General features: G+C 73.1%; 20 protein-coding genes. 11 read left to right on the top strand and 9 right to left on the bottom strand.

The window, feature by feature from the left end; genetic code table 11:
- Positions 1-68: 68 nt before the first annotated feature.
- Positions 69-491 (bottom strand): VOC family protein, encoded by a 423-nt coding sequence (locus tag KUM39_RS12130; RefSeq protein WP_217785568.1) that lies wholly within the window; start codon positions 489-491, stop codon positions 69-71.
- Between the two features lie 114 nt (positions 492-605).
- Entirely contained in the window at positions 606-1,496 is an 891-nt protein-coding gene (gene ypfJ, locus KUM39_RS12125) for a KPN_02809 family neutral zinc metallopeptidase (protein ID WP_217785567.1), read from the bottom strand.
- 314 nt (positions 1,497-1,810) lie between these two features.
- Between ypfJ and KUM39_RS12120 the strand changes: the two genes are divergently transcribed.
- The 3 genes from KUM39_RS12120 (at position 1,811) to KUM39_RS12110 (ending at position 4,998) form a co-directional block, all read left to right on the top strand.
- Positions 1,811-3,409, top strand: a complete 1,599-nt coding sequence (locus tag KUM39_RS12120) for an ABC-F family ATP-binding cassette domain-containing protein (protein WP_217785566.1) — start codon at positions 1,811-1,813, stop codon at positions 3,407-3,409.
- A 435-nt stretch (positions 3,410-3,844) separates the two neighbouring features.
- Complete coding sequence (locus KUM39_RS12115; protein ID WP_217785565.1) at positions 3,845-4,066, top strand: helix-turn-helix domain-containing protein; 222 nt, start codon at positions 3,845-3,847, stop codon at positions 4,064-4,066.
- A 128-nt stretch (positions 4,067-4,194) separates the two neighbouring features.
- A complete protein-coding gene (locus KUM39_RS12110) occupies positions 4,195-4,998 on the top strand; it encodes an enoyl-CoA hydratase/isomerase family protein (RefSeq protein ID WP_217785564.1) in 804 nt (267 codons plus the stop codon).
- A 121-nt stretch (positions 4,999-5,119) separates the two neighbouring features.
- On the opposite strand, the gene KUM39_RS12105 is transcribed toward KUM39_RS12110, so the two are convergent.
- On the bottom strand, positions 5,120-5,878 hold the full coding sequence (locus KUM39_RS12105; protein ID WP_217785563.1) for a nucleopolyhedrovirus P10 family protein: 759 nt from the start codon (positions 5,876-5,878) through the stop codon (positions 5,120-5,122).
- Between the two features lie 83 nt (positions 5,879-5,961).
- Here KUM39_RS12105 and KUM39_RS12100 point away from each other — a divergent pair, with 83 nt between their 5' ends.
- The 5 genes from KUM39_RS12100 to amaP all read left to right on the top strand — a co-directional run bounded on the left by KUM39_RS12100 (position 5,962) and on the right by amaP (position 8,414).
- A complete protein-coding gene (locus tag KUM39_RS12100) occupies positions 5,962-6,441 on the top strand; it encodes an Asp23/Gls24 family envelope stress response protein (RefSeq protein ID WP_217785562.1) in 480 nt (159 codons plus the stop codon).
- Positions 6,442-6,596: 155 nt separating this feature from the next.
- Positions 6,597-6,809, top strand: coding sequence for a hypothetical protein (locus KUM39_RS12095; protein WP_217785561.1), 213 nt, complete (start codon positions 6,597-6,599; stop codon positions 6,807-6,809).
- A complete protein-coding gene (locus KUM39_RS12090) occupies positions 6,806-7,183 on the top strand; it encodes a hypothetical protein (RefSeq protein ID WP_372455745.1) in 378 nt (125 codons plus the stop codon). Before KUM39_RS12095 ends, KUM39_RS12090 begins: the two co-directional genes overlap by 4 nt.
- Complete coding sequence (locus KUM39_RS12085) at positions 7,180-7,827, top strand: DUF6286 domain-containing protein (RefSeq protein WP_246619999.1); 648 nt, start codon at positions 7,180-7,182, stop codon at positions 7,825-7,827. Before KUM39_RS12090 ends, KUM39_RS12085 begins: the two co-directional genes overlap by 4 nt.
- Positions 7,828-7,832: 5 nt before the next feature.
- The gene (gene amaP, locus KUM39_RS12080; protein WP_217785559.1) at positions 7,833-8,414 is read left to right on the top strand and encodes an alkaline shock response membrane anchor protein AmaP; all 582 of its coding nucleotides are present in this window, start codon (positions 7,833-7,835) and stop codon (positions 8,412-8,414) included.
- 33 nt (positions 8,415-8,447) lie between these two features.
- Here the strand turns inward: amaP and KUM39_RS12075 are convergent, their stop codons facing one another.
- The 5 genes from KUM39_RS12075 to KUM39_RS12055 all read right to left on the bottom strand — a co-directional run bounded on the left by KUM39_RS12075 (position 8,448) and on the right by KUM39_RS12055 (position 13,549).
- Positions 8,448-9,203, bottom strand: a complete 756-nt coding sequence (locus tag KUM39_RS12075; protein WP_217785558.1) for an SDR family oxidoreductase — start codon at positions 9,201-9,203, stop codon at positions 8,448-8,450.
- Between the two features lie 5 nt (positions 9,204-9,208).
- The gene (locus KUM39_RS12070) at positions 9,209-11,014 is read right to left on the bottom strand and encodes a glycoside hydrolase family 15 protein (protein WP_217785557.1); all 1,806 of its coding nucleotides are present in this window, start codon (positions 11,012-11,014) and stop codon (positions 9,209-9,211) included.
- Between the two features lie 222 nt (positions 11,015-11,236).
- Positions 11,237-12,040, bottom strand: coding sequence for an SURF1 family cytochrome oxidase biogenesis protein (locus KUM39_RS12065; RefSeq protein ID WP_217785556.1), 804 nt, complete (start codon positions 12,038-12,040; stop codon positions 11,237-11,239).
- 109 nt (positions 12,041-12,149) lie between these two features.
- Positions 12,150-12,383, bottom strand: coding sequence for a metallothionein (locus tag KUM39_RS12060; RefSeq protein ID WP_217785555.1), 234 nt, complete (start codon positions 12,381-12,383; stop codon positions 12,150-12,152).
- A gap of 161 nt (positions 12,384-12,544) precedes the next feature.
- Positions 12,545-13,549: a DEDDh family exonuclease gene (locus tag KUM39_RS12055; protein ID WP_217785637.1), complete on the bottom strand. Its 1,005-nt coding sequence runs from the start codon at positions 13,547-13,549 to the stop codon at positions 12,545-12,547.
- Positions 13,550-13,957: 408 nt separating this feature from the next.
- Here KUM39_RS12055 and KUM39_RS12050 point away from each other — a divergent pair, with 408 nt between their 5' ends.
- Positions 13,958-15,004 carry a zinc-dependent alcohol dehydrogenase family protein gene (locus KUM39_RS12050; RefSeq protein ID WP_217785554.1) on the top strand — a complete coding sequence of 349 codons (1,047 nt, stop codon included), beginning with the start codon at positions 13,958-13,960 and terminating at the stop codon, positions 15,002-15,004.
- A gap of 188 nt (positions 15,005-15,192) precedes the next feature.
- On the opposite strand, the gene KUM39_RS12045 is transcribed toward KUM39_RS12050, so the two are convergent.
- Positions 15,193-16,719 carry a S8 family peptidase gene (locus KUM39_RS12045; RefSeq protein ID WP_217785553.1) on the bottom strand — a complete coding sequence of 509 codons (1,527 nt, stop codon included), beginning with the start codon at positions 16,717-16,719 and terminating at the stop codon, positions 15,193-15,195.
- 284 nt (positions 16,720-17,003) lie between these two features.
- On the opposite strand from KUM39_RS12045, the gene KUM39_RS12040 reads away from it, so the two are divergent.
- Both KUM39_RS12040 and KUM39_RS12035 read left to right on the top strand, forming a co-directional pair.
- Complete coding sequence (locus KUM39_RS12040) at positions 17,004-17,360, top strand: DUF485 domain-containing protein (protein WP_217785552.1); 357 nt, start codon at positions 17,004-17,006, stop codon at positions 17,358-17,360.
- A complete protein-coding gene (locus KUM39_RS12035) occupies positions 17,357-18,997 on the top strand; it encodes a monocarboxylic acid transporter (RefSeq protein WP_217785551.1) in 1,641 nt (546 codons plus the stop codon). Before KUM39_RS12040 ends, KUM39_RS12035 begins: the two co-directional genes overlap by 4 nt.
- Positions 18,998-19,123 lie beyond the last annotated feature (126 nt).

The following is a 19,123-nucleotide window of genomic DNA, read 5'->3' as shown; positions in this document are numbered from 1 at the left end:
GCGGCCCGTCCCGTTCAGCCCCGTCCCCGTCCCGTTCGGCCCGGCCCGTCCGGCCCCGCACCGGCCGCCTACGCCTCCCCGCCCCCGATCTCCGGCGCGTACGTCCCGAAGCTCCACACGTTGCCCTCCAGATCGCGGGCCAGGTAGTCCCGCGAGCCGTAGTCCTGGTCGGTCGGCTCCATCAGGATCTCCACGCCGTGCTCCACGGCCCGCCGGTGATGCGCGTCCACGTCGGTCACGACCACGTACACCCCACAGGGGCCCGCGCCCTTCATCACCGAGTCGAACAGACCGCCCCGCCCCTTCGAACCGAGCATCACTGCGCCCCGGCCCTGCACCAGTTCGGCGTGCATCACGGCGCCGCCGTCCGCCGTCTCGTACACCGCCGTCGCGGTGAAGCCCAGCCCCTCCGTGAGCTGCGTGATCGCCGCCCTCGCGTCCGTGTACAGCAGCGTCGGACACACGCTCGGCCGTCCACCGTTACCCGCCATGCCGATCACTCCCTCGTGGACCGGTTCCGCACCGGTTCGTCCCGTTTCCCCGAGTGTGGCAGCCGCCACTGACAACGGCCCGTGCGAGCGGTCGGGGTGAGCGGTCGGGGCGGCTCAGCGGAACGTGTCGCAGCGGCCCATGTCCCCGGTGCGGTACCCCTGGTCGAACCACTGACGGCGCTGCTGCGCCGACCCGTGCGTCCAGGTCTCCGGCGTCACCCGGCCCTGGAACCGCTCCTGGATGCGGTCGTCGCCCACGGCCGCCGCCGCGTCCAGGCCGTCCTCGATGTCGGCCGCCGTCAGGCTGGTGATCAGCGGGCGGCCCGTCGATTCGTCCGGGGTGGTCGTCGCGTGGTGCGCCCACACGCCCGCGTAGCAGTCGGCCTGTAACTCCGTGCGCACCGAGCCGCTGTCGGCGCCGGTGCGCCCGTCCTGCGAGCGCTTCAGCACACCGGTCAGGTCCTGCACGTGGTGGCCGTACTCGTGCGCCACCACGTACGCCTGCGCGAACGGGCCGCCGGTCGCCCCGAACTTGGTCCGCAACTCGTCGAAGAACCCCAGGTCGAGATAGACCCGCCGGTCACCGGGGCAGTAGAACGGGCCGACCGCCGAGGTGGCCGTCCCGCACGCGGTGCCCACCCGGTCGCTGAAGAGGACCGTCGGCGCGGCCGTGTAGACGCCGTCGCGCCTGCGGAACTCCTGCGTCCAGTAGTCCTGCACGCTGTTGACGACGGCCACCGTCCGGCAGTCGTCGCGCGTGTTGGCGTCCCGCCCGGTCCGGCAGGACTGCTGCACCTGCGCCAGCGAGGACGCGTCCGGCCGCGCCTCGTCCCCGCCGGAGGACAGGCCGAGCTGGTCGGGGCCCACTCCGAGGAACAGCGCCAGCAGCAGGCCCACCACCCCGACGAGCCCGCCGCCCACCGTCGCCCGGCCGCCCGGAATCCGGCTGCCGCGCACGTCGCGCACCTCGGACGTGTCCAGACCGGCGTCGTCGTCGAACTGCACGCCCCACCGCCTTCCGCCCGCCGCGCGGGCCCTACGAGACCTGGCGCCATCCCTACCCGGCGCCGTCCGCCGGGGTCCGGGCGTTCACCCGTACGGGCCGGACCCGGCGCCCCCGGTCCGCCGCGCCCGGCGCGGGTACCCGCGCGCGCCCGCCCGGACACCCGCGCCGCCCGTGTCCGCGTCGTCCACAGGCCGGGGAACCCGCTTGCACCGCCCCGTTAGACTGGCCCGCATGGCCATTCTCCTCGCGCATTAGACGGCGGGAACGTCCTCAGCCGCCCACCCGTCAATCCCGTACGCCCAGGAGTCTGTCCGTGATCTCCGCCTCCGGTATCGAGCTGCGCGCCGGTGCGCGCGTCCTCATCGAGAACGCCACCTTCCGTGTCGCCAAGGGCGACCGCATCGGCCTGGTCGGCCGCAACGGCGCCGGCAAGACCACGCTGACCAAGGTCCTCGCCGGTGAGGGCATCCCCGCCGGCGGCACCGTCACCCGCTCCGGCGAGGTCGGCTACCTCCCGCAGGACCCCCGCACCGGCGACCTCGACGTCCTCGCCCGCGACCGCGTCCTGTCCGCGCGCGGCCTCGACGTGCTGCTCCGCAAGATGCGCGAGAACGAGGAGCGCATCGCCAACGGCAAGGGCAGCACTCGCGACAAGGCGATGAAGCAGTACGAGCGCCAGGAGACCGAGTTCCTCACCAAGGGCGGGTACTCCGCCGAGGCCGAGGCCGCCACCATCGCCGCCGCGCTCAACCTGCCCGACCGGGTGCTCGGCCAGCCCCTGCACACCCTCTCCGGCGGTCAGCGCCGCCGTATCGAGCTGGCCCGCATCCTGTTCTCCGACGCCGACACCCTGCTGCTGGACGAACCGACCAACCACCTCGACGCCGACTCGATCATCTGGCTGCGGGACTACCTGAAGACCTACCGCGGCGGCTTCATCGTGATCTCCCACGACGTGGACCTCGTGGAGACGGTCGTCAACAAGGTGTTCTACCTGGACGCCAACCGCTCCCAGATCGACGTCTACAACATGGGCTGGAAGCTCTACCAGCAGCAGCGCGAGGCCGACGAGAAGCGCCGCAAGCGCGAGCGCGCCAACGCCGAGAAGAAGGCCGCCGCGCTGCACTCCCAGGCCGACAAGATGCGCGCCAAGGCCACCAAGACGGTCGCCGCGCAGAACATGGCTCGCCGCGCCGACAAGCTGCTCTCCGGGCTGGAGGCCGTCCGCCAGTCCGACAAGGTCGCCAAGCTGCGCTTCCCCGACCCCGCGCCCTGCGGCCGTACACCGCTGACCGCCGAGGGCCTGTCGAAGTCGTACGGCTCGCTGGAGATCTTCACCGACGTCGATCTGGCCATCGACAAGGGCTCGCGCGTCGTCATCCTCGGCCTCAACGGCGCGGGCAAGACCACGCTGCTGCGCCTCCTCGGCGGTGTCGAGCAGCCCGACACCGGCTCCGTCGTCCCCGGCCACGGCCTCAAGCTCGGCTACTACGCGCAGGAGCACGAGACCCTCGACCCCGAGCGCTCGGTGCTGGAGAACATGCGGTCCTCCGCGCCCGACATGGACCTCGTGGAGGTCCGCAAGGTGCTCGGTTCGTTCCTGTTCTCCGGCGACGACGTGGACAAGCCCGCCCGGGTCCTCTCCGGCGGCGAGAAGACCCGCCTGGCGCTGGCCACCCTGGTCGTCTCCGCCGCCAACGTGCTGCTGCTGGACGAGCCCACCAACAACCTCGACCCGGCCAGCCGCGAGGAGATCCTCGGCGCGCTGCGCACCTACAAGGGCGCCGTCGTCCTCGTCACCCACGACGAGGGCGCCGTCGAGGCGCTCCAGCCGGAGCGGATCATCCTGCTCCCGGACGGCGTCGAGGACCTGTGGGGCGCGGACTACGCCGACCTGGTCGCCCTGGCCTGACCAGGCACCCGCCGGACCGTCCCGGCGGGTCTCCCGGCCGTCCCCGCCGGGACGGTCCGGCGGGGACGCCATGTCCCCGGCCGAGCGCCCGGCCGGAGACGATCACCCGCTCATGGATCATTCGGCCGATCCTTGATCCCCCATCTGCGTGAGATCCCCTCGTACCGCGGCGTGTCACGGCGCGACGGAGATCGACCGCACGGCCGCACCCCCGCTCACCGGGGGTGCGGCCGTCGCGCGTCCCTGACCTGGCACAACGCGGAACCACCCGTTCGGGTGTACGGACACCCGAAGGTGGAATGGCCCGTTCCGGATGTGCGCAACCCCTCCTGTCGTCACGACGATGTCCCACGGACCTTGCCGAATGGGTGGCCATCGCGCCCCGGAGGGGTGATCATGAGGAGACCAGAGCGCACTTCCCATGAGGAGGCACGGGTGGCCGAGACTCTGAAGAAGGGCAGCCGGGTGACCGGCGCCGCGCGCGACAAGCTCGCGGCAGACCTGAAGAAGAAGTACGACTCCGGTGCGAGCATCCGGGCGCTGGCCGAGGAGACCGGCCGCTCGTATGGCTTCGTGCACCGGATGCTCAGTGAGTCGGGCGTCACGCTCCGTGGGCGTGGCGGAGCGACCAGGGGCAAGAAGGCCGAAACGTCCTGACCCCGGGCGGGCCATCGGTCCCACCGGTGGCCACCCGGCCGTTCGTACGACCGACCGGGTGGTTACTGTGCAGTCACTTGGCGCGCCGCCACGGCACGCGCCACTGACCGCACCCCCGGAGGCGCCGCATGGCCACGCCCGACCAGGACCTCACCGCCGTACTCGACCAGGACGGCGTACGGCTCACCGTGGACGACACCCTCGCCACGGTGACGCTGACCAACGCGGCCAAGCGCAACGCGCAGAGCCCCGCCCTGTGGCGGACGCTCACCGAGGCCGGCCGGCTGCTGCCGGGCTCCGTCCGGGTCGTGCTGCTGCGTGCCGAGGGACAGTCCTTCTCCGCCGGGCTCGACCGCCGGATGTTCACCCCCGAGGGGATTCCGGGCGAGCCGACCTTCACCGATCTCGCGCGCCGCGACGCGGCCGACCTCGACGCGACCATCGCCGGGTTCCAGGACGCGTTCACCTGGTGGCGACGGACCGACATCGTCTCCGTGGCCGCCGTGCAGGGGCATGCCATCGGCGCCGGATTCCAGCTCGCCCTCGCCTGTGACCTGCGCGTCGTCGCGGACGACGTGCAGTTCGCCATGCGCGAGACCGCCCTCGGTATCGTCCCCGACCTCGCCGGGACCCACCCGCTCGTCGGACTCGTCGGCTACGCCCGCGCGCTGGAGATCTGCGCCACCGGACGCTTCGTCGGCGCCGAGGAGGCCGTCAGCTCCGGCCTCGCCAACCTCGCCGTCCCCGCCGGTGACCTCGACGCCACCGCCCGCGACCTCGCCGCCGCCCTCCTCGCCGCCCCCCGCGACGCCGTCACCGAGACCAAGGCCCTCTTGCGCGGCGCCACCGCCCGCACCTACGACGAGCAGCGCGCCGCCGAGCGCGCCGCCCAGGGCCGCCGCTTCCGCGACCTCGCGGGCCTGGGGGACTGAAGCCGTACCCCGCCCGGAGGTCCGGGACGCCGATGACGACCGAGCCGACAGGGACGCGCGCGGACACGGTCCCGTACCCGCGCCGTCGCGCGCGCCTCCGCCGGACGGTGTGAACCGACGGTCACGGCACGGCCGACGTCGGCGGGACGGGTGCCTCCTCGTCCACCGCCGTCACCAGCACCGCGACCGTCGGATGGTCCAGCGCGTCCCGCACCGCGGCCCGTACCCCCCGGGCCACGTCCACGGCCCGGTGGCCGGAGACCGTCGCCAGCTCCACCCGCACGTGCCGACGCGGCAGGGTGCCCCCGTCCGCCCGGTCGTCGATGCGCACACCCCGGCCGCGCCCGCCCAGCGAGCCGGTGAGCCGGGCCGTACCCGGCATGGCCAGCGCGGCCGCCACCGCGCGGGACTCGTCCGGGTCCGAGGCCGGGCGCGCGTCCGGCGGACGCGGCGCCCGGACCGGCTCGGCCGCGCCCGGCGGCCCGTCCAGCAGGTCGGTCACCCTCAGGTCGGTCTCCGCGACCCGCAGCCCCAGCCGCTCCGCCGCCGTCACCAGCACCGCCCGCAGTCGGCCCGCCACCGCCGTCAGCGGTTCGCCGCCACCCGCCGCGAAACCCGCCGAGACCCGCAGCGGACCCGGCGACACCGCACCCGGAGGCGGCGGTACGACCGGATCACCGGCCCGCTCCGGATCGGCCAGCGCCACCCGCGGCACCCCGGTCAGCCGAACCCCGGGCACCTCGCGGGCGACCGCGCCCGCCAGGACCGCACCGGCCGCCGCCTCCGTGATCCACGCCCCGTCCAGGGGTCCGCCGAGCGGCAGCAGCCGCCCCAGCCCGATCTGCTCCCGCACCGCACGCGTCAGCCCGTCCGCCGTCATACCTCCAGCCTGGTCCCCGGCGCGAAACCGCGCATCCGTGCTTACGGTGGTTGAGGAACCACTACCGAGAGGGACGTACGGCGATGACCGAGATGACGACGACCCCAGACGGTGACAACGCACCCCAGATGTCCACCCGCAAGCCCACCCGGCGCGGCGCGGGGGACCCGGCCGGACGTGGCCGGACGACCATCGCGGACGGCGTGGTGGAGAAGATCGCGGGCATGGCGGCCCGTGACGTGCTCGGCGTGCACGCGATGGGCGGCGGCCTCGCCCGCACCTTCGGCGCGGTACGCGACCGGGTGCCCGGCAGTGGCAGCTCCAAGTCGGTGACCCGCGGTGTGAAGGCGGAGGTCGGAGAGGTGCAGACCGCGCTCGACCTGGAGATCGTCGTGGACTACGGCGTCTCCATCTCGGACGTGGCCCGCGACGTGCGCGAGAACGTCGTCAGCGCCGTCGAACGCATGACCGGCCTCGAAGTCGTGGAGGTCAACATCGCGGTCAGCGACGTGAAGCTGCCCGATGAGGAGGACGACGAGCCCGAGGCGCCCCGCATCCAGTGAGGCCCGCGCGGTCGGCCAGGGCCGGTGCGCCGCCACCGCGTCCACCCGCCCCGTACGACCGCTCGCCACGACTGCTCCGTCCGGCTGCCCCGTACGACCGGGACCACCGGTCGCCCCGAACACCACCGACCGCCCGACGCAACTGGGAGCGCTGCATGAACATGGCCGTGATCGGCATGATCGCCGGGATGGCGCTGGGCTTCGCCGGGTACTTCGGCGGATTCGGGGCCTTCCTGCTGGTGGCGGCGCTCGGCGCCGTCGGCTTCGTCGTCGGCCGGGTGCTCGACGGCGACCTGGACCCCGGCGACTTCTTCCGCACCCGCGACTTCCGCACCCGCGGCGACGTCCGGCGCGACCGGCACCGGTGACCGCCGTGAACGCGCGCACCGGCACCCCCGCCCGGCCCTCCGGACCCGTGGCACCCGGCGAACGCGGCGCCACCCGGATCGCGGACCGGGTCGTCGCCCGGATCGCCGCGCGGGCGGCCCGCGAGGCGCTGGCCCCGCTGCCCCGCGAGGCCGCGCCCCCGCACGCCTCCGTCCTCGTCCGCAACAGCACCGCCCGCGTCCGCATCCACCTCGAACTCGGCTTCCCCGGCGACATCGGCGCCCACTGCGCCGCCGTACGGCAGCGCGTCACCGACCGCCTCCGCGCCCTCACCGGCATGGACGTGCCCGAGGTCGTCGTGGAGGTCGAACGGCTGCACCCCGTGGCCGGAGCACAGCGGGGGAGGACCCGATGAACCAGCCCCGACCACCCGCCGACCCCCCCGGCGACACCGACCGCGACCCCGAGCCCGAGTACGAGTCCGGCCGCGCCGACGACCCCGGCCTGCTCCCCGAGAGCAGCGGGCGCCTCTGGTCCGCCCGCCGCGTCCCGGCCGGTGTCGTCGCCCTGCTCGTCCTGGCCGGTACCGGACTGCTGCTCTACGACGTCGCCGCCGTCCGCGCCGGTCGCCCCGCGATGTGGTGGCGCCGCGAACTCGCCCGACAGCTTGCCGCCCGGCCCCTGGACGACGTACGGGTCCTGGCCGGTGCCGCGTTCGTCGCCGCCCTCGGTCTGCTGCTGCTGGCCCTCGCCCTCACCCCCGGCCTGCGCGGCTGGCTGCCCATGCGCCGCCCGCGCCCCGAGGTACGCGCCGCGCTCCGCCGCGAGGCCGCCGCGCTGGTGCTGCGGGACCGCGCGATGGAGGTGTCCGGCGTGCAGGAGGCGCGGGTACGCATGCGGCGCCGCAAGGCGGACGTACGGGCCGTGTCCCACTTCCGCGACCTGACCGACGTACGCGCCGACCTGGACTCCGTGCTCACCGGCGCGGTCGAGGGCCTCGGACTCGCCCGGCGCCCCGCGCTGTCGGTGCGGGTCCGCCGGGCCGGACGGAAGGGGTGACCCCGATGCGTGGAGGAGCCGTCAACCGCGTGCTGCTCGCACTGGTCGGCCTGGTGCTGCTCGCCCTCGGCGGCGCGGTGCTCGCCGTCGGCTTCGGCGCGCCGCCCCCGCACTGGTGGCCGCACACCGGGCCGCACGACGTACTGCTCACCCACGCCGAGCGGACCCACTGGCGCGCCGCCGGATGGTGGTGGCCCGCCGTCATCGCCGTGCTCGCCGTGATCCTGCTGCTCGCCCTGTGGTGGCTGGTCTCCGTACCGCGCCGACGCCGCCTGGCCGCCGTGCTGGTGGACACCGGCGACGGCGACGGCGCGGTGGTGCGCGGCAGGGCCCTGGAGGACGCCCTCGCCCTGGAGACGGACCGTCAGGACGGCGTCTCCGACGCGGACACCCTGCTGACCGGCCGCCGTACCGCGCCCGCCGTCCGTGCCTGGCTCCGGCTCGAACCCGACGCCGACCCGGCGGCGGCCCTCACCGGCTTCACCGGCCGGGCCCTCGCCCACGCCCGCGACTCCGCCGGACTCCCCACCCTCCCGGCCGAGGTCCGCCTGCGGACGGTACGCCACCGCGCGGGCCGCGTCAGCTGACTCCCGCCCCGCGTCGCAGGCCGGGCCGGTTCCTCAGAACCCGTGCCGCATCCCGCCGTCCACCGGCAGCATCACGCCCGTCAGATAGGAGGCGGCCGGAGACAGCAGGAACGCGGCCGTCCGACCGAACTCCTCCGGGGCGCCGTAACGGCGCAGCGGGATGCGGGACTCGCTCGCCCGGCGCGTCGCCTCCGGGTCGGCGGACAGCCCGTCCAGCTCCCGCACCCGGTCGGTGTCGATGCGGCCCGGCAGCAGCCCGACCACCCGGATGCCGCGCGGACCCAGCTCGTCCGCCAGGGACTTGGCGAACCCGGCGAGCCCCGGACGCAGCCCGTTGGAGACCGTCAGCCCCGGAATCGGCTCGTGCACCGACCCGGACAGCACGAACCCGATCACCCCGCCGTCCTCCAGCTCCGCCGCCGCCGTACGGGCGAGCCGCACCGCGCCGAGGAACACCGACTCGAACGCCGTACGCCACTGCTCGTCCGTGTTGTCCGCGACGAACCCCGGCGGCGGCCCGCCCACGCTGACCAGCACCCCGTGCAGCGCGCCGAAGTGCTCGCGGGCGGCGGCGACGAGCCGACCGGCCGCCTCCGGATCGCCATTGTCCACGGCGACCCCGACGACGTTCGGCCCGAGCGCGGCGGCGGCCCCGGCCACCCGCTCCTCGTCCCGCCCCGAGACGACCACCTTCGCGCCGTCCGCGACGAGTTCCCGCGCGGCGGCGTGCCCCAGTCCGCGGGTGGCGCCGGTGACGACGAACACCCGGTTCTTCAGTCCAAGATCCATGCTCCCTATCCTGCCCCCTGCCCTGCGGTCCGGACGCCCAGGTCCCCGTACAGGGTCAGCGCGGTGTTCACCAGCGCGATGTGGCTGAACGCCTGCGGATAGTTGCCGAGCTGGCGGCGCAGCCGCGGGTCGTACTCCTCGGCGAGCAGCCCGACGTCGTTGGTCAGGCCGACCAGCCGCTCGAACAGCGCGCGTGCCTCGGCGGTCCGCCCGGTCAGGTGCAGCGCGTCTGCCAGCCAGAACGAGCAGGCCAGGAACGCGCCCTCACCGCCCGGCATCCCGTCCACGCCGAGCGCGTCCGTGTCGTAGCGCCGCACGAAACCGCCTTGGCCGAGGTCCTCGCGGATGGCGTCCACCGTGCCGATCACCCGCGGATCGTCCGGGGGCAGGAAACCGAAGCGCGGGATCAGCAGCAGCGCCGCGTCCAGCTCGCGCGAGCCGTAGTACTGGGTGAAGGTGTTGCGGCGCCGGTCGAAGCCGTGCTCGCACACCTCCCGGTGCACCTCGTCGCGCATCGCCCGCCAGCCGTCCAGGTCGCCCTTCAGCTCCGGGTGCGACTCCAGGGTGCGCACCGCGCGGTCGGCGGCCACCCACACCAGCACCTTGGAGTGCGTGAACTGGCGGCGCCCGCCCCGCACCTCCCACAGCCCCTCGTCGGGCTGCCGCCACGCCGACTCCAGGAACGTCATCAGGGCGCACTGGAGCGCCCACATGTGGGGCCGCGTCGGCAGTCCCGCGTCGCGGGCCAGCGACAGCGAGTCCATCACCTCGCCGTACACGTCCAGCTGGAGCTGGTCCACCGCGCCGTTGCCGACCCGTACCGGCGCGGACGCCGCGAAACCCGACAGCCAGGGCAGCTCCCACTCCGGCAGCCTGCGCTCGCCCGCGACCCCGTACATGATCTGAAGATCGGCCGGGTCGCCCGCCACCGCGCGCAGCAGCCAGTCGCGCCAGTCCCGCGCCTCCTCGTGGTACCCGGCGGCGAGCAGCGCGCCGAGCGTCAGCGTGGAGTCGCGCAGCCAGCAGTAGCGGTAGTCCCAGTTCCGCACGCCGCCCAGCTCCTCGGGCAGCGAGGTCGTCGCGGCGGCGACGATCCCGCCCGTGGGACGGTACGTGAGTGCCTTCAGCGTGATCAGCGAGCGCACCACGGCGTCCCGGTACGGGCCGTCGTAGCCGCATCTGCGGGTCCAGTGCCGCCAGTCGCGGACGCTGGCCGCCAGCGACTCGTACGGGTCCACCAGCGGCGGACGCCGCTCGTGCGAGGGGTGCCAGGTCAGCACGAACGCCACCCGCTCGCCCTCGCCGACCGTGAACTCGGCGTGCGTGCCGAAGTCCTCGCCCCACGTGCGCACCTCGGGCTCCGCGCGCAGCCACACCGAGTCCGGGCCCGCCACCGCCACCCGGTGCCCGTTCGAACGGCGCACCCACGGCGTCACCGACCCGTAGTCGAAGCGCAGCCGCAGCGTGCTGCGCACGGTGACCCGCCCGCTGACCCCCTCCACGATCCGTACGACGTCCGGGGCCCGGTCCCGCTGCGGCATCAGGTCGGTGACCCGCACCGTCCCCTCGTCGGTCTCCCACTCGGTGTCCAGCACCAGCGTGTCGGGCCGGTAGGCGCGGCGTGTGCAGTCGCCCGCCCCCTTCGGCGCGATCCGCCAGTGGCCGTTGTCCTCGTCGCCCAGCAGCCGGGCGAAACACGCCCCGGAGTCGAACCGGGGCAGACACAGCCAGTCGATCGAGCCGTCCCTGCCCACCAGTGCGGCGGTCTGCTCGTCGCCGATCAGGGCGTAGTCCTCGATGCGCGCGTTCACGGGACGCGGATTCCCCGGCTCCGGGCGCGGGCAATCAGGGGGGTGCGCCGGGGGAGTGAGGGGGGTGGGGTCCGAGGGGAGGCGCCGCGCGGGCGGGGGAGAGCGCGCAGGGGTGGAGTGAGGGGTGAGGGCGCGCGCGGGGGAGTGACGGGGCGCGAGGTGTATGTGGGGGAGTGACGGGGCGCGAGGGTGCGCGCGCGGCAGTAAGGGTGCGCGGGCGGGTCAGACCGCCGTCGCCGGTTCCCGTTCCTCCGGGCTCGTGTCCGTGGCCGCCGCCTCGGCGCGGTCGCTCAGTTCCCGGCGGACCAGGAAGTAATAGCCCACCGGCACGCCCGCCGCGAACAGCCACCACTGGATCATGTACGCGTAGTTCAGCGGGGCGTCCTCGCTGCCGGGGTCGGAGATCTGCTCCGGGGAGCCACCCCTGGACGCGGGCGAGGTCTGCTCGATGTAGCCGCCGAGCACCGGCGCGCCGAGCCGCTTCGTCTGCTCGACACTGTTGATCAACATGATCTGCCGGTCCGGCAGACCCTTGATCTCCTTGATGCCGCTCAACGCGGTCGTCTCGTCGGCCATCAGCCGTCCGGTCACCGTGGTACGTCCGGAGGGCGGGGCGGGGACCTTCGGGAACGCCGTCTGAGCGCCGTTCGCCGGGACCCAGCCCCGGTTCACCAGCAGCACCCTGCCGTCGTCCAGCACCAGCGGGGTCAGTACGTGGAAGCCGACCTCGCCGTCCTCGTTGGTACGGCGCCGGACCACCACCTCGCGGGCGGTGTCGAAGGTGCCGGTCGCGGTGACCGTGCGGTACCTGTCCAGTCGGCCCACCGCGTGCCCCGGTGACGTCAGCCGTTCCACCGGGACCGGCTCGGCGTGCAGTGCCCGCGAGACGAGGTTGTTGCGGGCGGTGCGTTCCTCGTACCGGTGCTGCTGCCAGAAACCGAGCCGGATCATGGTCGGGATCAGCGCGAGCGCCACGAGGGTGAGGATCACCCACTGGCGGGACAGCAGGAAACGGTAGCGGTGCACCCCCGCACGGTACCCCCTGGGCCGGGCGGGGCATTACGGCGGGTACCGCCCCAACCCGGTCGAGGCGGCCGCCCCGGTCGGCGCGGGTCGGCGCGGGGATGCCGGGCCGTCAGACCCGGTCGATCACCCCCGTGGCGCCCTCGGCGCGGGCGCAGTGGGCGCCGCAGTACCAGTTGCCCTCCACCTCCACGCCCTGGCCGATGATCTGCACCCGGCAGTGCTCGCAGATGGGGGCCATGCGGTGGATCGCGCAGGAGAAGCAGTCGAACACGTGCACCGCGCCCTGGGCGTGCACCTCGAAGGTCATTCCGTAGTCATTGCCGCACACTTCGCAAGTCGCCATGAGGCACAGGGTGAGCCGTCACCGGCGCGCGGGCGAGCGGGAGTCGGGCGAGTCGGGACGAATCACCCGTCCGTACGCCACCGCCCGCACGGGCCGTTCCCCGAGGGCGCTCACCCCCCTCCCCGGCCTCCGGTGCCCCTGCCCGTCCCGGCCGCGGCCGGTCAGCCGTCGGCCGGGGCCACGTCCCGCAGCAACTGCCCGAACGCGGCCTCGTCCACCACCGGCGTGCCGAACTGGCGGGCCTTCACCACCTTGGAGGTCCCCGAGGCGGGGTCGTTGGTGACGAGCAGACTCGTCAGCCGGGACAGACTCGTCGCCACATGCAGCCCGGCCTCGGTCGCCCGGTCCTCCAGCAGCTCGCGCTCGGTGGAGGTGTCGCCCGAGAACGCCACCCGCATCCCCTGCTTGAGCGGCCCGCCGTCCGTGTAGCGCCCCGGATTCGGGTACGGGCACGCGGGCCGCTTCCGCGCCGGACGCCAACCGCCGGGCCGCGAGCCGCCGTAGCCCCCGTACCCGCCGGACGGCCCGCTCGCCTGGCGGCCGATCCGGGGTGTGTCCGACCACTCGGTCAGCGGTCGGCACTCCAGCAGCGGCAGCCGTACGTTGTCCGCCGCCGCGGCCCGCAGACTGGGCCGGAACGCCTCCGCCAGCACCCGCGCGTCGTCCAGCGCGTGGTGGGCCCGCTGCTGCACGACCCCGAAGTGCGCGGCCAGCGACTCCAGTTTGAAGTTGGGCAGCGGCAGACCCAGCTCCTTGGAGAGCGCGATCGTGCACAGCCGCTGCCGCACCGGCGCCTCGCGCTCCGCGCGCGCGTACTCGCGGGCGATCATCTGCCAGTCGAAGACCGCGTTGTGCGCGACCAGCACCCGTCCGTCCAGCCGCTCGGCGAACTCCCCGGCGACCTCCGCGAACAGGGGCGCGCCCTCCAGTACATCGCTCGTCAGACCGTGTATCCACACCGGCCCCGGATCGCGTTCGGGGTTGACCAGGGTGTACCAGTGGTCCTCGACCTCACCGCGCGCGTCCAGCCGGTACACGGCCGCCGAGATGATCCGGTCGTCCCGGGCCAGACCGGTGGTCTCCACGTCAACGACCGCGTATCCCTGGGGATAAGCGGTCGGCCACGGGGTGGCGGAGGACACTGCGGTCGCGTGGTCTTCGAGCATGGTCATTGAGGATACGGTCCCGCGCCGACATTCCCGCCCGGCAGGTGCCGGACCCGCCCCTTCCGCCGCATCACCCGCATACGTGTACGCGCGGAACGGCACCCGTGAGAGGGGTTTGGGGCGCCGGTGACCGCAAAGCCGCGCGCACGAAGCCCTGTTGCCCGTGCCCCTCGCGGCGGGGCCGCACCGGCCGATCCTCCTCCGCTCCGTCCCGTCTCCCCTCCCCCTCCCGCCTCTCCTTCCGGTACGGCGCTGACCTGCGCCGCGTACGGGGCCCTCGGCGCGCGACCGCGGCCCGACGCGGCGTACGGTGAGATGCGCCCGCGCCCCCCGGAACCGCCTTCCGGACGGAACGCCTCCGCTCGGGCCGACGCACCGCACGACCCCGTACGAGAAGGACGACCCACCATGCGCGCCACCACCATCCACGCCCCCTACGACATGCGCGTGGAGGACGTGCCCGAGCCCCTGGTCCAGCTGCCCACCGACGCCGTGGTGCGGGTGCTGCGCGCCTGCATCTGCGGCAGCGACCTGTGGGCGTACCGGGGTGAGGCGGCCCGGACACCCGGCCAGCGCATCGGGCACGAGTTCCTCGGCCTGGTCGAGGAGACCGGCTCCGAGGTGAGCGGGGTACGGCGCGGTGACCTCGTGGTCGCGCCGTTCATGTGGTCCGACGGCGTCTGCGACTACTGCCGCGACGGTCTGACCACCTCCTGCGAGCACGGCGGCTTCTGGGGCTCCGTCGGCTACGACGGCGGCCAGGGCGAGGCCGTCCGGGTGCCGTTCGCGGACGGCACCCTGGTCCGGCTGCCCAAGGAGGCGGCCTCCGACGAGCGGCTGCTGTCGGCGCTGCTGACCCTGTCCGACGTGCTGGGCACCGGCCACCACGCGGCGCTCGGCGCGGGCGTCCGTCCCGGCGCCACGGTCGCCGTCGTCGGGGACGGCGCGGTGGGCCTGTGCGCGGTGCTGGCCGCCAAGCGGCTCGGCGCGGAGCGGATCATCGCGCTGGGCCGTCACGAGGTCCGTACCGGTATCGCCCGCCGCTTCGGCGCCACCGACGTCGTCGCGGAGCGCGGGGACGCGGCCGTGGAGGCGGTGCGCGAGCTGACGCGCGGCCGGGGCGCGCACGCCGTGGTCGAGGCGGTCGGCACCGAGCAGTCCATGAGCACCGCCCTGAGGATCACCCGCGACGGCGGTGCGGTCGGCTTCGTCGGCGTCCCGCACGGCAGCGGCACAGGTGTCGATCTCGGCGTCATGTTCAACCGCAACGTCGCCCTGCGCGGCGGTGTCGCCCCGGTCCGCACCTACATCCCCGAGCTGCTGCCCGACATCCTGGACGGCTCCATCGACCCGTCCCCGGTGTTCGACATGACGGTCGGCATGGAGGGTGTACCGGAGGGCTACAAGGCGATGGACGAGCGCACGGCGCTCAAGGTGCTCGTCACCAATGGATGAACGGGGTCGTCCCGTTGATTCCGTACATCCAGTGATGTTCCGCGTCAACTGTTGATCAATACCGTTGACCAATGCCGAGGGCGACTGGTCAACACTGGTCAACAGTTGACCGACCGGGCCGCCGGGCCGCCGGGCCGCCGGGCCGCCGGGCCGATCCCCCCGGCACCGGCGGCCCCGTCACCCCTCGTCTACCAGGTCACGGCCTTCAACGCGTCCGCCGTACCCCACCCGTAGAACCCGTTGTAGTTCTTCGACCCCTTGCACACCGCGTCCACCTTGCCGTCACCGTTGATGTCGTACGGATCGGTGCACGGCGTCGCGTTCGCCTCGGCGTACAGCAGCGCCTTGACCAGTGCGGCCGAGGCGTGTGGATGGGTGGACTTGATCAACGCGGCCACCCCGACCACGTGCGGGGTCGCCATCGACGTACCCGCCATGTACCCCCAGGTCCCGCCCGGCAGCGGGCCGAGGATCAGCCCGCTCGTCGCCGGGGCGTCCGGCTTCTGGTACGCCGTGGAGTCACCGCCCGGCGCGGCGATGTCGATCACGCCGAGCCCGTGGTTCGAGAACGACGACTTCAGACCCTTCGCGCCCGTCGAGGCGACCGTGACCACACCCGGCAACTGGGTCGGGATGTCGAAGCACTTGTGCGGGTCCACCGTGCGGTCCGACGGGGTGCCGTCGTTCGGCGAGGCCGGGTCGGTGATCGAGTGCGAGTCGAGGTCGTAGTTCTCGTTGCCCGCCGCCGCGACATTGACCGTGCCCCTGTCCTCCGCGTACCGGGAGGCCCGTGTGATGGCGTCCACCAGGGCCTTCTGGTCCGGGTCGTCGGCGCAGTTGAAGTACCAGGGGTCGGTGTAATAGCTGTTGTTGGTGACGTCCACGTGGTGCTCGGCCGCCCACATGAAGCCGCAGACCACGGACTCGGTGTAGAAGTACCCGTCCGGGTTGGCCACCTTGATGCCCGCCACCCGCACACCCGGCGCGACACCCGTCACGCCGACCCCGTTCTTCGCGGCGGCGATCTCGCCCGCCACATGGGTGCCGTGCGGGGACTCGGCGGCACCCGGCCGCCAGGAGCCCTCGGTGGTGTCCGCCTTGCCCGAGACGCAGTTCGCGGACGCCGACCGGTCGAAGTTGGGCGCGATGTCCGGGTGGGTGTCGTCCACACCGGTGTCGATGACGGCGACCGTCACCTTCCGGCTGCCCAGGGTCTTCTCGTGCGCCTTGTCCGCCTTGATGGCCGGAAGGTCCCACTGGAGGGGCTCCAGCGGGTCCTGGCCCGCCGCCGCCTTCCGTCCGGCCGCCGCGACCTCGGCGGCGCTCAGTGCCTTCGGGGTGCCCTCGTCCGTGGTGGCCTGCGAGGGCAGCGGCCGGTTCCGGGTGGCGCCCGCCGAGTCCACCCCGCGCACCTGCCGCATCCGCTTCCCGAAGTCCGGGTCGGCGGAGTGCGCCACGATTACCCCGATGCGGTCGTAACTCGTCACGACCGTACCGCCGTTGCGGGTCACGGCCCGGCGCACCGACTCGATCGTGCGGGCGTCCCGCGCGGTGTTCACCACGTACGACAGGACGTCACCGTCCGCCGCGGGGGCCGTCGCCGCGGCCGGGACCGCCGCCGAGGCCGCCACCGGCAGGAAGCCGAGCGAGGCGGTCAGGGACAGCACGACCGGAACGGCGAGCGCGAGTCGGCGTCCTGAGCGCAGATGAGCCATGAGGTCTCCACATCATCCGGATGGCTGACCGCCCGGAACGCGTACAACGCTCGGGCAGGTACATGACGGGTGGGGCAAGGCGAAACTATCCTCACCCGCTGATCTCCGAAAGAGCCGGGCCGAGTTGAACCGGTGTGCCCCGCGCGCCGTGACCGTGGGCGGGGGCCGACCCGGCGTGCCCCCACCGGCCCGTCGTCACGCACGGAGGTCACCCTGTGACGCCCGGTAGTGTGATCCCCCGACTTGGGTCAGCAAGCGCACATCCGTGACGCGAGGAGACTTTCGTGGCTACCGAGACACCGCCGCCTTCGAGGCATTCAGCATCCCTTCCCTCCCCCGAGGAGTTCGCCGAGGAGCAGCGAAGCGCGGAGTTCGGTGAACTGCGCCGCTCCTACCGCTCGTTCGCCTTTCCCCTGACCCTCGCCTTCATCGCCTGGTACCTGCTGTACGTGCTGCTCTCCAACTACGCGGGCGGCTTCATGGGCACCAAGGTCGTCGGCAACATCAACGTGGCCCTCGTACTGGGCCTCGCGCAGTTCCTGAGCACCTTCCTCATCGCCTGGTGGTACGCGCGGCACGCCGCCGCGAAGTTCGACCCCAAGGCCGAAGCCATCAAGTCCCGGATGGAGGGCGGCGCATGAGCCCCGCAGCGCACCTGAGCCCCACGCACACCCTGCTCGCCGCGGGGGAGGCCAGCGAGCACCGGCCGCTGATCATCACCCTGTTCGCGGTGTTCGTCGCGGCCACCCTCGTCATCACCGTGTGGGCCGGACGCCAGACCAAGGACGCCGCCGACTTCTACGCCGGTGGACGGCAGTTCACCGGTTTCCAGAACGGTCTCGCCGTCTCCGGCGACTACATGTCCGCCGCGTCCTTCCTCGGCATCGCCGGTGCCATCGCCCTCTTCGGCTACGACGGCTTCCTGTACTCCATCGGCTTCCTGGTCGCCTGGCTCGTCGCGCTGCTGCTGGTCGCCGAACCACTGCGCAACTCCGGCCGCTACACGATGGGCGACGTACTCGCCTACCGGATGCGGCAGCGCCCGGTGCGCACCGCCGCCGGTGTCTCCACCATCGTCGTGTCGATCTTCTACCTGCTCGCGCAGATGGCCGGCGCGGGCGTCCTCGTCTCGCTGCTGCTGGGCATCACCAGTGACGGCGGCAAGATCGGCATCGTGGCCCTGGTCGGCGTCCTGATGATCGTGTACGTCACCATCGGCGGCATGAAGGGCACCACCTGGGTCCAGATGGTCAAGGCGGTCCTGCTCATCATCGGCGCGCTGCTGCTGACCTTCCTGGTGTTGATCAAGTTCAACTTCAACGTCTCCGAACTGCTCGGCAGGGCCGCCGACAACAGCGGCAAGGGCGCGGCCTTCCTGGAGCCCGGCCTGAAGTACGGCGCCACCGGCACCAGCAAGCTGGACTTCCTCTCGCTCGGCATCGCCCTGGTCCTCGGCACCGCCGGACTGCCGCACATCCTGATCCGCTTCTACACCGTGCCCACCGCCAAGGCCGCCCGGAAGTCCGTCCTGTGGGCCATCGGTCTCATCGGCGTCTTCTACCTGATGACCCTGGCCCTCGGCTTCGGCGCCGCCGCGCTGATCAAACCGGCCGAGATCATCGCCTCCAACAAGGCGGGCAACACCGCGGCCCCGCTGCTCGCCCTGCACCTCGGCGGCGTGGACTCCAACTGGGGCGCCATCCTGCTCGCCACCATCTCCGCGGTCGCCTTCGCCACCATCCTGGCCGTCGTCGCGGGGCTCACCCTGGCGTCCTCCTCGTCGTTCGCGCACGACATCTACGCCAACGTCATCAAGAAGGGCCGGGCCACCGAGAAGCAGGAGATCAACGCCGCCCGCTACGCCACGGTCGGCATCGGCGCCGTCTCCATCGTGCTCGGCGCGCTGTCCAGGGACCTCAACGTGGCCGGTCTGGTGGCGCTCGCCTTCGCCGTCGCCGCCTCCGCGAACCTGCCGACGCTCCTCTACAGCCTGTTCTGGAAGCGTTTCACCACCGCGGGCGCCCTCTGGTCCATCTACGGCGGCCTGGTCACCGCCGTCGGCCTGGTCCTCTTCTCGCCCGTCGTCTCCGGAGCACCGACCTCGATGTTCCCGGACGTCGACTTCCACTGGTTCCCGCTGGAGAACCCCGGCCTGATCTCCATCCCGGTCGGCTTCCTGCTCGGCGCCCTCGGCACCCTGCTCTCCAAGGAGGTCCCGGACGCCGGGAAGTACGCCGAACTGGAGGTCCGCTCCCTCACCGGCACCGGCGCCCACTGACCCGTACCGGACGCCCGGAACCCGTACCGCGGGCACGCGAGAGCGGCCCGTGCGCGGCCCGCGCCGACCGGGACCCGTAGGTCCTGCGGTGCGGGCCGCGCCCCCTCGGGGCGCCTCGCCCCTGTG

This window comes from Streptomyces corallincola (assembly GCF_019104725.1).
Classification (GTDB): Bacteria; Actinomycetota; Actinomycetes; order Streptomycetales; family Streptomycetaceae; genus Streptomyces; species Streptomyces corallincola.
This window is presented reverse-complemented; position numbering and strand designations above follow the sequence as displayed.

Coding starts and splice junctions, on each gene's coding strand:
- KUM39_RS12130 (WP_217785568.1), bottom strand. CDS start 491: ATGGCGGGTAACGGTGGACGGCCGAGCGTGTGTCCGACGCTGCTGTAC.
- KUM39_RS12110 (WP_217785564.1), top strand. CDS start 4,195: ATGGCCACGCCCGACCAGGACCTCACCGCCGTACTCGACCAGGACGGC.
- KUM39_RS12105 (WP_217785563.1), bottom strand. CDS start 5,878: ATGACGGCGGACGGGCTGACGCGTGCGGTGCGGGAGCAGATCGGGCTG.
- KUM39_RS12100 (WP_217785562.1), top strand. CDS start 5,962: ATGACCGAGATGACGACGACCCCAGACGGTGACAACGCACCCCAGATG.
- KUM39_RS12095 (WP_217785561.1), top strand. CDS start 6,597: ATGAACATGGCCGTGATCGGCATGATCGCCGGGATGGCGCTGGGCTTC.
- KUM39_RS12085 (WP_246619999.1), top strand. CDS start 7,180: ATGAACCAGCCCCGACCACCCGCCGACCCCCCCGGCGACACCGACCGC.
- amaP (WP_217785559.1), top strand. CDS start 7,833: ATGCGTGGAGGAGCCGTCAACCGCGTGCTGCTCGCACTGGTCGGCCTG.
- KUM39_RS12075 (WP_217785558.1), bottom strand. CDS start 9,203: ATGGATCTTGGACTGAAGAACCGGGTGTTCGTCGTCACCGGCGCCACC.
- KUM39_RS12060 (WP_217785555.1), bottom strand. CDS start 12,383: ATGGCGACTTGCGAAGTGTGCGGCAATGACTACGGAATGACCTTCGAG.
- KUM39_RS12055 (WP_217785637.1), bottom strand. CDS start 13,549: ATGCTCGAAGACCACGCGACCGCAGTGTCCTCCGCCACCCCGTGGCCG.
- KUM39_RS12050 (WP_217785554.1), top strand. CDS start 13,958: ATGCGCGCCACCACCATCCACGCCCCCTACGACATGCGCGTGGAGGAC.
- KUM39_RS12045 (WP_217785553.1), bottom strand. CDS start 16,719: ATGGCTCATCTGCGCTCAGGACGCCGACTCGCGCTCGCCGTTCCGGTC.
- KUM39_RS12035 (WP_217785551.1), top strand. CDS start 17,357: ATGAGCCCCGCAGCGCACCTGAGCCCCACGCACACCCTGCTCGCCGCG.